This is a genomic window from Mycobacterium sp. 4858 (genome assembly GCF_900240975.1).
GTDB lineage: Bacteria > Actinomycetota > Actinomycetes > Mycobacteriales > Mycobacteriaceae > Mycobacterium.
Genome location: NZ_LT968776.1, coordinates 2,146,950 through 2,160,542 on the forward strand (window position 1 = coordinate 2,146,950; position 13,593 = coordinate 2,160,542).

14 protein-coding genes are annotated in these 13,593 nt (G+C 67.0%); 5 read left to right on the forward strand and 9 right to left on the reverse strand.

Translation table 11 applies throughout. From position 1 onward, the window contains the following. Nucleotides 1–71: 71 nt before the first annotated feature. The 4 genes from C1737_RS18605 to C1737_RS18620 all read right to left on the reverse strand — a co-directional run bounded on the left by C1737_RS18605 (nt 72) and on the right by C1737_RS18620 (nt 2,755). Nucleotides 72–581 (reverse strand): flavodoxin domain-containing protein, encoded by a 510-nt coding sequence (locus C1737_RS18605; RefSeq protein WP_102419154.1) that lies wholly within the window; start codon nt 579–581, stop codon nt 72–74. Further along, on the reverse strand, nt 578–1,120 hold the full coding sequence (locus C1737_RS18610; protein WP_102419155.1) for a hypothetical protein: 543 nt from the start codon (nt 1,118–1,120) through the stop codon (nt 578–580). The genes C1737_RS18605 and C1737_RS18610 overlap by 4 nt, the downstream gene beginning before the upstream one ends. Nucleotides 1,121–1,328: 208 nt before the next feature. Beyond that, a complete protein-coding gene (locus C1737_RS18615) occupies nt 1,329–2,003 on the reverse strand; it encodes a hypothetical protein (RefSeq protein ID WP_142393472.1) in 675 nt (224 codons plus the stop codon). Between the two features lie 89 nt (nt 2,004–2,092). Then, on the reverse strand, nt 2,093–2,755 hold the full coding sequence (locus C1737_RS18620; RefSeq protein ID WP_102419156.1) for a TetR/AcrR family transcriptional regulator: 663 nt from the start codon (nt 2,753–2,755) through the stop codon (nt 2,093–2,095). Nucleotides 2,756–2,973: 218 nt separating this feature from the next. On the opposite strand from C1737_RS18620, the gene C1737_RS18625 reads away from it, so the two are divergent. After that, the gene (locus C1737_RS18625) at nt 2,974–6,003 is read left to right on the forward strand and encodes an RND family transporter (RefSeq protein ID WP_102419157.1); all 3,030 of its coding nucleotides are present in this window, start codon (nt 2,974–2,976) and stop codon (nt 6,001–6,003) included. 132 nt (nt 6,004–6,135) lie between these two features. Then, on the forward strand, nt 6,136–6,633 hold the full coding sequence (locus C1737_RS18630; protein WP_199182875.1) for a nitroreductase family deazaflavin-dependent oxidoreductase: 498 nt from the start codon (nt 6,136–6,138) through the stop codon (nt 6,631–6,633). Between the two features lie 3 nt (nt 6,634–6,636). Here the strand turns inward: C1737_RS18630 and C1737_RS18635 are convergent, their stop codons facing one another. Then, nucleotides 6,637–7,257 (reverse strand): TetR/AcrR family transcriptional regulator, encoded by a 621-nt coding sequence (locus C1737_RS18635; protein ID WP_102419158.1) that lies wholly within the window; start codon nt 7,255–7,257, stop codon nt 6,637–6,639. A gap of 65 nt (nt 7,258–7,322) precedes the next feature. On the opposite strand from C1737_RS18635, the gene C1737_RS18640 reads away from it, so the two are divergent. From C1737_RS18640 to fadD1, 3 genes are all read left to right on the forward strand, one after another. After that, the gene (locus C1737_RS18640; RefSeq protein WP_102419159.1) at nt 7,323–8,153 is read left to right on the forward strand and encodes an alpha/beta fold hydrolase; all 831 of its coding nucleotides are present in this window, start codon (nt 7,323–7,325) and stop codon (nt 8,151–8,153) included. Between the two features lie 75 nt (nt 8,154–8,228). Beyond that, a complete protein-coding gene (locus C1737_RS18645; RefSeq protein WP_067919336.1) occupies nt 8,229–8,990 on the forward strand; it encodes an SDR family NAD(P)-dependent oxidoreductase in 762 nt (253 codons plus the stop codon). A 423-nt stretch (nt 8,991–9,413) separates the two neighbouring features. Further along, nucleotides 9,414–11,057 carry a fatty-acid--CoA ligase FadD1 gene (fadD1, locus tag C1737_RS18650; protein WP_102419160.1) on the forward strand — a complete coding sequence of 548 codons (1,644 nt, stop codon included), beginning with the start codon at nt 9,414–9,416 and terminating at the stop codon, nt 11,055–11,057. On the opposite strand, the gene C1737_RS18655 is transcribed toward fadD1, so the two are convergent. The 4 genes from C1737_RS18655 to C1737_RS18670 are packed head-to-tail and all read right to left on the reverse strand — an operon-like array spanning nt 10,996 to nt 13,592. Further along, entirely contained in the window at nt 10,996–11,649 is a 654-nt protein-coding gene (locus C1737_RS18655; RefSeq protein ID WP_102419161.1) for a PadR family transcriptional regulator, read from the reverse strand. The genes fadD1 and C1737_RS18655 overlap by 62 nt on opposite strands. Further along, nucleotides 11,646–12,077, reverse strand: a complete 432-nt coding sequence (locus C1737_RS18660) for a Zn-ribbon domain-containing OB-fold protein (RefSeq protein ID WP_102419162.1) — start codon at nt 12,075–12,077, stop codon at nt 11,646–11,648. The genes C1737_RS18655 and C1737_RS18660 overlap by 4 nt, the downstream gene beginning before the upstream one ends. Then, nucleotides 12,074–13,234: a thiolase family protein gene (locus tag C1737_RS18665; RefSeq protein ID WP_102419163.1), complete on the reverse strand. Its 1,161-nt coding sequence runs from the start codon at nt 13,232–13,234 to the stop codon at nt 12,074–12,076. Before C1737_RS18665 ends, C1737_RS18660 begins: the two co-directional genes overlap by 4 nt. Nucleotides 13,235–13,256: 22 nt before the next feature. Further along, a complete protein-coding gene (locus C1737_RS18670) occupies nt 13,257–13,592 on the reverse strand; it encodes a hypothetical protein (protein WP_102419164.1) in 336 nt (111 codons plus the stop codon). Nucleotide 13,593: the final 1 nt, after the last annotated feature.

Sequence of the window (13,593 nt, forward strand, 5' to 3'; positions counted from 1 at the left end):
AGGCCATCGTCACGCTCGCCTTCACCAACGGGATCATGGCGAGTGACTCCGACGACGCCGGTGACCGGCCCCTATGTCTGGCCGACGTTCTCGGACCGGCTCAATTCGGCAACGACTGTGGTGACCCAGCGCCGCACGTGCGCGGGGCTGCGCCAGTCGCCGGCCTTGTTCTTCGCCATCGCGCTGGCGGGGAAGCCTTTCGCGTCAGGCGCCAGAAACCCGCCGAAGGTCACATGACCGCGGGCGCCCACGCGGTCAGCCAATTTCGCGACTTGCTTCGTGGGCGGGATGTCGTGCTCCTCGGCTGAACCATCCAGGGGACCGCTACTGACCAGCCAAACCGGCAAGCCACGTAACGCCGACGCGTGGCGGCGCACGAAGCGTCGCGCGTGGTGGTGCCACCTGTTGGCGTACAGACCGCCGGCGACGATCACCGCGCCGACGTCGCCGAACTCCCCAACGTCTTTGGCCGCCATCACTTCGGCCTCACACCCGGCCTCGGTCAGTGCGTCACCGATCATGGCGGCCAACCCGGCGGTACCACCCCGCTTGGAACCGAAACACACCAGAACGCGCATCATCTACTCCCGTCTGCTGTCGCCGCCTCGGCGTCGGCCTTGATCGCCCAGAGCGTCGCGCGCATGATGTGGGCGACGAAGGGCCGGATCAGCCACCAGTAACGCAGGAAGCGCCGTCGTGAATCCGGATCCGTTGTCGTGGTCCGGCATTGGTAGCTCAGCGCGGTGTGATCCTGCCCGCAGGGCAACACCGAGAAGTTTGCGGCGATCTTTCCCCAACCAGGTTCGTGGAAGCCGCCGAAGTCCGCCGGTGCAACGTCACGCCATTCGATGACCGGCCGCCAAAACTTGCCGACGGCGCCGAAGGCGATCTCGCGGTCGGGTTGTTCACCAAGCGGCAACCAGCCCGGCAAAGCGATCGGCTCGGACATCACGAGTCGCGGTGGCGTCGGGCCGGCCCTTCCCCTCAACCGCTCCGGCAGGCCGCGAATCCACATCGACGCCGTCAACAGCGGCGTGCGTACGGTGAGCAAGTCCAGCGCTCTGGCCGCCTGGAAAGTCGTCGACACGTCCGCGGCCACCATCACCTGCTCAGCGATCATCGTGTCGAATATCGGAACAGCCGCTTCGATCAGGAGACGTTGTGGGCGGACTTGCGCCATAACGCAATCGTCTATTCAGCCGTCGTCGGGTTCTAGGGCCGCTGTTCCCTTCCGCATAGGACGTTTGGCACACCACTGTGCGCTTCTCGTCGGGGTTTGATCCCGCTCTTTACCAGGCCCTGCTGAGCAGCCACGAAAAGCCTTGCAATCATCCAGGACCCGGCAGGGCCTCGGCGCGTTGTTTGATGCCGAGCATCATCTTGCGGACCATCGCGAAATGCAGCGGTTCTCCGATTCCGTAGTCGATGATCGCACCCGCCGTACGAAGCATTCCGGAGCGACGGGGCGCCAGTGACCGCAACCATCCCGCATCCCGGTCGCGAACCAACAGCCGGGTGCGGTTTTCGTCCAACGGCAACAATACGAATGCCCACGTTCCGATCACCAGTGCACGCTCGGGCTCGAGAACCGTCACCGGACTGCCGATCTGCATCGGCCCGAACGACCCCGTGTTGATCCGATCGCCGAGCGCGATCTTCTGCAGTTCGGGATGGATGCGGGTGGCGGAGCGATTCCCCTCGATGTAGTGCACGGTGCCGGGGAACAGGTACCGTTCGATCCAGTCGTAGCTGTAGAAGCCTGCCCGGCGATCGCCGATCTGCACAAGCCATGGCCATATCGCGGCGGCCGGCGCGTTGACGGTCAGTGCCCGCGTGTGGTGAGTCATGACGTCGGCGACTATCTCGTCGCCCGCCAATGGCATCCGTTGCTCGGCTTCGGTGGCGCCCCAGTCCAAAATGGCGGGCCTGATCAACGTGTCGTAGCCGATCAATCCGAGAACCGTAACGATCAACCTCGTCGTCTTGGGCTTCGCGCGGGACACGAGACCAACGTAGATCCTTCCGCGACTTTCGCGATGGGCCTTGGTCATCGGCAAGAGGTGCTGTTGCCCGGCACGGGCTCGGTCTGCTGCTAGGGCTTTTCAGCGTGTCCGTCGCGGCTTGGGCGCGTGAGTTGGCGGTCAAGCGCGCCGGTGATGTCCGTGGTGGTCACGACGAGGGCGGTCATGAACTCGATGAGCTGAGGTTGACTGACATCGATTTGGTGTCGGTACCACTGGGCGGTCAGCTCAAGGAGGCCCGCGACGACCGTCAACGCGGTCAGCATGATGTTTTCGTCGGCGCCGGCGGCCTCGCCGAGCAGCGCTCGCACCTGCGCGACCATGACCTGAGTGAGGACGCCGATCACCTCGTGCCGCCGGGCGGCGAGCGCCTCTGCCGTTTGCAGCTCGATCAGGAGCCGCGGGCGCCGCGGATCTTCGTCAATGAAGCCGAATGCGAACTCGAGGACGGCCCGAACGCGCGCCTTGAGTTCGTGCGGTGACTCCGCGACCGTCGCCATGATCCCCGTCAGCGCACGGTTGAACTGGTCTTCGAAAGTGGCGATCAGTAACTCATGGCAGTCGCGGAAGCTCTCGTAGAAGTAGCGGTCATTGAGCCCCGCGCTCGCGCTGACCGCCCGTACCCGCAGGTTGCTCACCCCGTGCTCGGCGATGGTGTCGAACGCGGCCTCGATGAGTTGCCCGCGGCGCTGTTCACGCCGCTGATCAGCGGTTAGGCCGCGATGCACTGCCATTCGAGACCCAGCTCCTTCTTTTCGTTCGGCTCGCGAACTTGCGCTCGCGCCCAGCTTTGGTGAAGGATCTCACCAAAGCGCTTTGGTGAATTGCTTCACCAAACCATCATAGGGGGAGCTGTGAGACGGGGGACCTTTTCGGGGATCGGCGTGACCTGCTGCCGACCGAACCATGCCGGTGTTGTTCGCGGTGGGTGGCCGTTGGTCAGGGGACTGCGGTGACACGATTCGTCGACGCGGTCCGACGTCCACCGGGGCATACCGATCGGCCGCTTGCGCGCACCGGTGAATACAGCGCACGCCTTGCCGCATTGGGCGGATTCGCCGTCCGGCGCAAAGCCTTGGTGATCGGCACGTGGATCGGCGTGGCGGCGATCCTCGCCGTCGCCTTCCCACAGCTGGAGACCGTCGTGCGTCAGCAATCGGTCCAGCTCTTGCCCGGTGACGTGGCGTCGTTTCAAGCGCTTGACCGGATGGCGGCGGCGTTCGACGAACGGGGCGCCAAGACCTCGATCGTCATCGCGATGGAAGACCCCGCGGGGCTGACCCCGGCCGCGCGACAACGCTACGACGCACTCGTGACCGCGCTGCGCGCCGACAAGACGCACGTTCTGTTGGTGCAGGACCTCCTTGCCGAGCCCACCACCAGAAGCCGCGCGGTGAGTAAAGACGGGAAGGCGTGGTTCCTGCCCATCGGGATCGTCGGCACCCTGGGCGATCCCATGTCAGCCGAATCGGTCGATGCCGTGCGCGCGCGCGTCTCCTCCGTCGTCACCGGGTCATCGACCATCGCCTACGTCACCGGCCCGGCCGCCACGTTCCGTGATCAGATCGGCTCCGGCGAGCACGAACTGCTCCTCATCTCCGTGGCGACCGCCGCCTTGATCGGACTCATCCTGCTGCTGGTATACCGGTCGGTGGCCACCGCCCTGCTGCCGCTATTGGTCATCGGTGCGAGCGTGGCCGTCGGCCGAGGCGTTCTCTCGGCACTCGGTGAATTCGGCGTTCCAGTATCACAATTCACCATCGCGTTCATGACCGCGGTTCTGTTGGGCGCCGGCACCGACTACAGCGTGTTCTTGATCAGCCGCTATCACGAACAACGACGACATGGAAACACCCCAGAACAGGCCATCATCCACGCTTGCGGCAGCATCGGTCGCGTCATCTTGGCTTCCGCGGCCACTGTCGCTTTGGCGCTGGCGTCCATGGTGTTCGCTCGCCTGAGCGTCTTCCAGGGCGTTGGCCCCGCTTGTGGGATAGCGGTGCTGATCGGATTCCTGGCCACCATCACACTCCTCCCGCCGCTGTTGGCGCTGGCGGCCAGCCGCGGCATCGCCGAGCCCCGCGCCGACCTGTCTCGCCGGTACTGGAACCCGATCGCCGTCATGGTGGTACGACGGCCAATGCCGGTGCTGGTCGCAAGCCTGGTGGTGCTGCTGGCGCTGGCCGGCGTCGTGGCCGCCATGACGATCAGCTACGACGATCGCAAAGGACAACCCGGAAGCACCGCAAGCAATCACGGCTATCAGCTGTTGGATCGGCACTTCCCCAAAGACACTGTCATCAACCAATTCCTGCTGGTGCAATCCGGCACCGACATGCGCACCGCCAAGGGCCTCGCCGACCTCGACGCGCTGGCCTCGCGGGTGGCTCAGCTTCCCGGTGTCACTCGCGTCTCCGGTGTCACCCGCCCGACAGGGGACCGCCTCGATCAGGCGCAATTGTCCTGGCAGAACGGGCAAATCGGCGACAGGATGGCTGGCGCTGTCGCCGATGGCGAATCCCACAGGGACGACCTGGCCAAGCTCACCAACGGCGCCGACCAACTCGCGGCCGGCTTGGGTCAACTCGACACCACGCTGAGGCGTGCGCTCACACCGCTCACCGATCTGTTGAAGCAAGCCGAGAGCAGAGGTCAACAGCTGCAAGGCGCCCGCCCCCTGCTGCAACAACTCAACGCCACCGCTCCAGCCGTGGATCAAGCGGTACACACGGGTGCGGGACTGCGGCCCCTGGCCGACCAAGCCGCCACCGCCATTGCGGCCATCGAACCGCTCGTCGAAAGCCTCAACGCCTCACCGTGGTGCGCCACCACACCACAATGCGCGCAACTGCGCGACGAGACCCGGGTGCTCGTCACGTTGCGCAACGGTGGATTCTTCGACCGAGTCGGCGATCTCAGCGATCAGTTCAGACAAACCACCACCCTTGCCAGCACACTGACCGACCTCCAGAACGCCGCCACCACCATGCAGCAGACGCTCGGCACCACAGACGACCCCGCTGACCTCGTCGGCAACATCCATCGCCTGCAAGCCGGCGTCAGCCGACTTGCGTCGGGATCTCAGGCACTGGCCGCCGGGGTACATGCCCTCGCCGACAGCAACATTCGACTGCTGGGCGGCATGAGCCAGATCGCCGCCCAGCTGCAGAACTCCGCTCGTGCCACCTCGGGATCAGACGCCGCTTCCGGCTTCTATCTACCGCCGACCACGTTTGGGAATCGCCAATTCAGTAACCTGGCAAGGCATTTTATTTCTGCCGACGGGCGCACCGCCCGATTCGCCGTCACGTCGTCGTACGACCCTTACTCCGCTGAGGCGATGGCCCTCAACCGCACGATCACCGACACCGCGAACGCCGCCCGGCCCAACACCTCACTGGCCGGCGCCGCCATCTCCGTGGCCGGCTTCACCGCCGTCAACTCCGATCTCCAACACTTGCTGTCCACGGACTTCGCCCGCCTGGCCACCGCCACCCTGCTCATCGTGGGCGTCGTCCTGATTCTGCTGCTGCGTGCCGTGGTCGCCCCCGTCTACCTACTGGGCACTGTGGTGTTGAACTATTTCGCCGCACTGGGCCTGGGAGTCCTGGTATTCCAATACGGATTCGGCCACCCCATCGCGTGGCCCGTCCCGCTTCTGGCGTTCATCCTGCTGATAGCCGTCGGCGCGGACTACAACATGCTGGTGATATCCCGGCTGCGCGAAGAATCAGCCCGCAACATGCGCGTCGGCGTCCTGCGCACCGTCACCAGCACCGGCTCCGTTATCACCTCGGCGGGCCTCATCTTCGCCGCGAGCATGTTCGGACTCATGATCGGATCGCTCGACATGATGGTTCAGGCCGGGTTCATCATCGGCTGCGGGCTGCTACTGGATACCTTTGTCGTCCGCACCCTCACCGTTCCCGCCATCGCCACGCTGTTGCGGGAGCGGAGCTGGTGGCCGGCAACGAAGGCGTGATCCGTCAGTCCGGCCCTGAGCCGTTCGTGGTAGCCGATCGGTTGGCCCTACCGAATGGGCACGGGCCTTGGTCCCCGTGATGAGAGTCCTTTGACCGCCGCGGCCACGCACGCCGGAGGATAGCCTCCGACCATGCAGACTGAGCGGACGTCCCATTCGTTAAGAGTGGCTTTCAGGCTTATCTTCCTGCTGAGCTCTTTCGCGGTGGCGTGGCTGCTGATGAGTTATGCACTGGCGAAGATCGTGCAGCGCAATCCGCGCCTGCGCCCCACGCTGCTCAAGCCCTACAACAAGATCATCCGTCCGATGGCGGGCAAGGCCCATTCGCCGTATGCGCTTCTCGAGCACGTCGGTCGTCGATCCGGACGCGCCTACGCGACACCCGTGGGCGCCTTTCCCTACGAGGATGGATTTGTGATCGGGCTCTCGTACGGCGCCGACGTGGACTGGTGCCGAAATGTCATTGCGTCCGGCCGTGCCACGCTCACCTGGCGCGGCCAAACATTCGCTTTGGACCGGCCTGAGATAATCCTCATGAGTCCTGGTGTGCTGCAAGCTATCCCATCGTATTTTCGCCTGCCCGCACGCGAGCTCAAGCAGTTCTTAAGGCTACGCCGATCTGACGGCTGAGGTTCACTGCGCCGCATCCGGTTCGCTCAACATCCCGTCGATCAGGCGGTGCAGCACCTGGCGCGTCTCCCGGCGTATGCGCTTCGGGTCGTCGGCGGTGGCGATCAGCATGGCCGCCTCGTCGAGCGCGCCGATGAGCACGTGCGCCAGCGGCCGCACCGGCTGCTTCGGCAACTGGCCGGCCCGGATGGCCTCGGTGAGCAACTGTTCGGTCATGCCCAGGCTGTACCGCTGGGCGACATCGCGAAAGCCGGCCCAGCCCAGCACGCTCGGGGCGTCCAGCAGCATCAGTTGGCGCACCTCGGGGTCACCGGAGACCTCCAGCCACGCGTCGACCGCGGCACGGATCGCGTCCGCCGGCGTGGTCGCCCCGGACTGAGCCACCAGGGTGCCCATCCGGGCCATCACGTCCTGCTCTACGGCTTCGACGACTTCCCGGAAAAGCGTTGCCTTGTCGGCGAATTGGTGGTACATCGCCCCGCGCGTCACCCCCGCGGTGGTCGCGATCTCCGGCGTGCCCACCTCCGCATAGCCCCGCAGCCCCCACAGCTTGCGGGCAGCCGCGATCAGCGCGACACGGGTCGCCGCGGAACGCTCTTCCTGAGTCCGTCTCTTGCTTTCCATACACCCTGTTGGTAACTTACGAACAGACAGCCTGTTTGTAAATGTACTCGAATTAGGAGCCCTTCATGTCGACGATCGACATTAGCGCCGGAACCATCCATTACGAAGCAACCGGACCCGATAACGGCAGGCCGGTGGTCTTCGTGCACGGGTACATGATGGGGGGCGAGCTGTGGCGCCAGGTCAGCCAACGCCTCGCCGACCTCGGGCTGCGCTGCATCGCCCCGACGTGGCCGTTGGGCGCCCATCCGGAACCGTTGCGCCCCGGCGCCGATCGGACGATCACCGGGGTGGCGGGCATGGTCGCCGAGGTGCTGGCCGCCCTCGACCTCGAGGACGTGGTGCTCGTCGGCAACGACACCGGCGGGGTCGTCACCCAACTGGTCGCCGTCCACCACCCCGAGCGCCTCGGCGCGCTGGTGCTCACAAGTTGCGATGCGTTCGAACACTTTCCACCGCCGATCCTCAAACCGGTGATCCTGGCGGCCAAGTCGAAGGCGACCTTCCGGGGCGTCGCCCAGGCCATGCGATTGCCGGCCGCGCGCAAGCGCGCGTTCGACGGGCTGGCCCACCGCAACATCGACGACCTCACCGAGGCCTGGGTCCGCCCGGGCCTGTCCGACGTCCGCATCGCCGAAGACCTACGCCAGTTCACGTTGTCCATGCGCACCGAGGTGACGACGGGGGTGGCGGCCCGGCTGCCCGAGTTCGACAAGCCCACCCTGATCGCGTGGTCGGCCGACGACGTGTTCTTCGAGCAGGAGGACGGCGTCCGGCTGGCCGCCACCATCCCCCACGCCCGCCTGGAGGTCATCGAGGGGGCCAGGACTTTCTCGATGATCGACCAGCCGGACCGACTGGCAGGGCTGTTGTCGACGATCGCGGTGCGCACGTAACGCCTGCTGCCTCGCGCGCGTAACGCCACGGCGAAAAATCGAGCAGGATTTCGCCGTGGCGTTACGCTCGCGGGCATGGAAGACGTGCTGCAAGGCCGGCGGATCCTGGTGACCGGCGGAGCGACCGGAATCGGCGCGGCCGCCGTGGGCGCCCTCACCGAGGCGGGGGCCGACGTCGCCGCCACCTATCACCGGACCCCGCCGCCGGAGGACCTTGCGGCCAGCTGGCTGCAGTGCGACGTGCGCGACGCCGACGCCGTCTCGGCGATGGTGCGGCAGGCCGCCGAACGCCTGGGCGGGCTCGACGTGCTGGTCAACGCCGCGGGCCTCTGGCAGGCCGGGATCCCCGGCTACATCGGCGTCGACGAGATCTCGTTCTTGTTGGACACCAACGTGAAGGCGACCATCCTCACCAACCAGGCCGCCTACGCGGTGATGAAGGAGCAAGACCCCAAGGGCGGCAGGATCATCAACTTCGGCTCCTCGGAAGCCGTTATGGGCAGCCCGATCTCGGCCGTCTACGCCGCGACCAAGGGCGCGGTGCAGGCGTGGACGCGCTCGGCCGCCAAGGCCTGGGCGGGAGACAAGATCACCGTCAACGCTCTGGCGCCGGCGGTGCAGACGGCCGGCGCCGACCGGCTGCGCGAGTTCCTCGGCCCCGACGCGAGCGCGTTGATCGACCAGCAGATGCAGATGATGATCCCGTTGGGCGGGGCGCTGGGCGACCCCGCCCGCGACCTCGGCCCGATGCTGGTCTTTCTCGCCGGTCCGGGTTCCGGGTTCATCACCGGGCAGCTTCTGGCCGTCGATGGCGGCCTGATGATGGTGGGCGGATAGCGCCGGGCGCACGTTCAGTGATCGCCACGTCGGCTCAGACAACGGCACCAGTGGAATCAGCGTTCCTGGTGGTCGTTCGGCGCGGCCGGCCGGCCACCGTGACGCCACCGGTGGGTGAGATCGCGCGACCGTGGTTGTGAGGCTTGGCGATGAAGCTCTCGGGCTCGGTTCCTGAGCAGAATCAGCGAGCGGTGCAACTCAAACAGCATGAGGCTATGGTCGCCGTTCTATGCGGCCGGGGCAGCTGTACACGCAGTGTTCGAGAGGGAAGCCTGGGAGAATCCGGCGTGAAGAGTTCCACAACACGAGGTGGTGGGCGGCCCATCGGTCCGGACTGCGAACGGCGGCGCGGGGCCCGCTACCATAAGACGGACCGTCTCGTCTCGCAGTGGGCCCGGGCATAGTGAAGGTGATTTGAGACCGATGACCGACGACACCATTCAAGCGCTGCTGCGCAAGCGCTTGTCCGACCCGGGCGTCGCGGTCAAACATCGCGCCCTGCAGTGGAGTTGGAGTCAGTACCTGGCCGGATCGGCGCAGCGGGCCGCGGCCCTGATCTCCGCCGCCGATCCGAACCGGCCGATGCACGTGGGCGTCCTGTTGGGAAACAACCCCGAAATGCTGGCCCAGATGGCGGCCGCCGGCCTGGGCGGCTACGTCCTGTGCGGCCTGAACAACACTCGGCGAGGCGAGGCGCTCGCGGCCGACGTCCGGCGCGCACATTGCCAGTTCCTGGTGACCGATGACCAACACCGGCCGCTGCTGGACGGCCTGGACCTGGAGGGCACCCAGATCCTCGACACCTCGAGCCCGCAGTGGGCCGAGTTCGTCGAAGGTGCGGGCGAGCTGGTGCCGCACCGGCAGGTGACCGCGACCGACCCGTTCATGATGATCTTCACGTCGGGCACCAGCGGGAACCCCAAGGCGGTGCAGGTGTCGCACCTGATGGCGACGTTCGCCGGCATCAACCTGGTTCAACGCTTCGAGCTGTCCCAGCGGGACACCTGCTACGTGTCGATGCCGCTGTTCCACTCCAACGCGGTCGTCGCCGGTTGGGCGCCCGCGGTGGTCTCCGGCGCCGCGATCGTGCCGGCGAAGTTCTCGGCGAGCAGCTTCCTCGACGACATCCGCCACTACGGTGCGACGTACATGAACTACGTGGGCAAGCCGCTGGCCTACATCCTGGCCACGCCCGAGCGCGACGACGATGCCGACAACCCGCTGCGGGTGGCGTTCGGCAACGAGGCCAACGACAAGGACATCGAGGAGTTCGGGCGCCGCTTCGCTGTGCAGGTCGAGGACGGCTTCGGCTCGACGGAGAACGCGGTCATCGTGATCCGCGAACCCGGCACGCCGAAAGGGTCGATCGGCAAAGGGGTCGACGGGGTGGCGATCTACAACAGCGAGACCGTGACCGAGTGCGCGGTCGCGCGCTTCGACGCCGACGGCGCCCTGGTCAATGCCGACGAAGCGGTCGGCGAGTTGGTCAACACGGCGGGCTCGGGGTTTTTCACCGGGTACTACAACGACCCGGAGGCCAACGCCGAGCGGATGCGGCACGGCATGTACTGGTCGGGCGACCTGGCCTACCGCGACTCCGAAGGGTGGATATACCTGGCCGGCCGCACCGCCGACTGGATGAGGGTCGACGGGGAGAATCTGGCCGCCGCGCCGATCGAGCGGATCCTGTTGCGGCACAGCGCGATCAACCGGGTAGCGGTATACGCCGTCCCGGACGGGCGCGTCGGTGACCAGGTGATGGCGGCGATCGTGCTCAACGAGGGGCACACCCTGGACCCCGACGCGTTCGAGGCATTCCTCGACGCTCAGCCCGACCTGTCCCCGAAGGCGCGCCCGCGGTACGTCCGCATCGCCACCGACCTGCCCAGCACCGCCACGCACAAGGTGCTCAAACGCCAGCTGATCGCCGAAGGGACGGGCGTCGGCGATGGGGAGGTGCTGTGGGAGCGCGAGCCGCGCGGGACCGCCTACGCGGTCGCGACGCCTAGCCGGGGCTCGGAGGCACTCGACGGCGGATCTGGCCCTTCGGCCGTCGCACCCGCTTGACCGGGTCGCGCGGTGTGCCGCAGGCGATCTCGTCGCGCAACTGCGCGATGTTGGACAGCTCCGCGTACAGCCCGCGGATCGCGTAGTCCAGGACGGCGACTGAGAAGCGCTGGTCCGGGTCGGCGCTGATGCCCAGGTCCCGCGAGCGCTGCCGCGACCACAACGCTTCGTCCAGCCGCGCCCGGGTCGCCTCGAGATGGCGGTCCAACGTGTCGACGATGAGTTCCGGGTCCCCGCCCCGGGCGAGCCAGGTTCGCAGGATCACGGGATGCTTGATGACGACCTGGTCGTCACCCGGGAAGTGCTGCACCCACCGCCGCAGTGCGTCGAGCCCGGCATCGGTGGTCTCGTAGAGGGTGATCGACCGCTTGCCCGATTTGGCGCCGATCTCGCCGACCATGCCGCGCGCCAGCAGCCGGTTGAGTTCGCGCCGCACATGACTGACGGACGGCGACCAATAGAAATGGCCGACGGACAGCTCGGCGCGCATCTTGATCTCGCCCGCGGTGAGCTGCTCGTCGTTGGCGGCGAGCACGCCCAGCACCAGGTAGGCCGTTACCGGCAGGCCGTTGCTGGTGCGCCGGGGGCTCACGGCCGCTGGATCTGCCCGGTGAAGTAGGGCAGGGTGACGTCGGGTCCGACGGCATGAAACGCCACCCGCACTCGCATGCCTATCCGCAACTCCCCCGGCGCGACACCGATGACGTTGGTCAGCATCTGATATCCCTCGTCCAGCGTGACGATGGCGGGCGCGTAGGGCGGGGAGAATTCCGCCGTCACCGGCCGGTGAACCACCGTCCAGCTGTAGATCTCGCCCAGCCCCGCGCTGAGCTCCCAATGCACTTGCGCCGAAAGGCATTGGCGGCAGTGCTCGGTCGGCGGGAAGTTCGCCAGGCCGCAGGCTGCGCAGCGTTGATACCGCAATTCACCGGACCGGCAGCCCTCCCAGAAGGGAACGCTGAGGTGGCTACTCGCGTGGGGCACCGGGCCGCTCTGCGGGTGCAAAGCATCGGAAGTCACAGCGGTTCGTCTCCCAGGAGCAGCAGTGTGGTGAACAAGGCGCCCGCTCCCCCGTTGCTGCACAACGCGATGTGCGCGTCGGGAACCTGGAGATCGCCCGCCTGCCCGCGCAGCTGCTGGACGGCCCGGACGGCCCGCTGCATCATCTGCGGATTGGAGCCCGCGTGGCTGAACGACATGGTCCCTCCGTCGGTGGTGATGGGGTGGCTGCCGTCGATGGCGATGTGGCCGTCGGCGACGAACGGACCGCCCTCGCCCTCGCCGCAGAACCCGAACGCCTCGAGCTGGCGGATGATCTCGAAGGAGAACGGGTCGTAGAGCTCCAGCACGTCGACGTCGTCGGGCCGCAGCCCGGCGTGGCCGAACGCCCGCTCGGCGGCGCGCCTGCCGACCACGCCGTTCACGTGTCCGTCGCGCCGCCCGGCGAGGTCCCACGCCGGCGGGTGCTGGTAGGACGGGCCGTGGAAGTCGGCGCCGCTGCCCAGTACATAGACGGGTTGGCTTGCGCCGCCGGCCTTTTCGACGTCAGCCACGACCAGGGCGCACCCGCCTTCGGAGGTGGTGGCGCAGTCCAGGAGGTGGAAGGGGTCCGCGATGGGCCGGGATGCGGTGATGTCGTCCGGCGTGAAGGGTCCGCGTTGGTAGTAGACGGCTTCGGGGTTGCGCGATCCGTTGTTGCGGATGGTGGCGGCGACGATCGAAAGTTGTTCGCGCGTGGTGCCGTAGGTGTGCATGTGGCGGCGTGCGATGAGCGCGAACTCGGCGGTGGTGAACATGCCCCAGGGCGCGACGAATTCGTTTTCCGGCCGGGTCCAGGGCGCCGTCGCCTGGTGGTCGCGGTACTCGCCCGCCTGGGCGGCGACGAGCACCACCACGTCGGCCATGCCGTGCTCGATCGCGGTGACGGCCTCGGTGATCATGCCGACACCGAAGGCAAGGCCCTGCCACGCCGGGCCGAGGCGCAGGTCGTAGATGAGGGCGGTGGACAGCGGGCCCGCGCTGATCCCGTCAACGTCGTCCAGGCTCAGCCCGGCGTCGTCGAGCGCGCCGCGGATGGCGCTCAGGGTCAGGGTCCGCGAGGTCTCGCCGTCCAGGCGCCGGCCCTGCCGGGTGTTGTGCACCCCGACGATCGCCGCGGTCCGCTTCGTCGCTGCCAACTCCGTGTTCCTTTGCGTCGCTCTAGTTTTCGTCCGCCACGACGCCCAGGTAGGTGCCGACGACGTCGCACTGTCGCCCGTCGCGGGTGATCGTCCCGATCGTCGTGGCGCGGGCGCCGGTCGGCGGGCCGCCGGTGCCCCTCTTCACGATGTCGATCCGCACGTCGACGGGCCGCGCGGTCTGTGGGTCGGTGATCTCGACGACCATCGCGACCGCACGCTCCCGCTCGTCCCACTCGACACTGGTGATGCGGTGCCGTGCGGTCAACTCGATCACCACGGAGTCTTGGCGGACCAAAAAGCGCACCGGGGCGCACAATTCGCCGGCGCGCGGTGGGACGCACAGGGTGACCGCCATG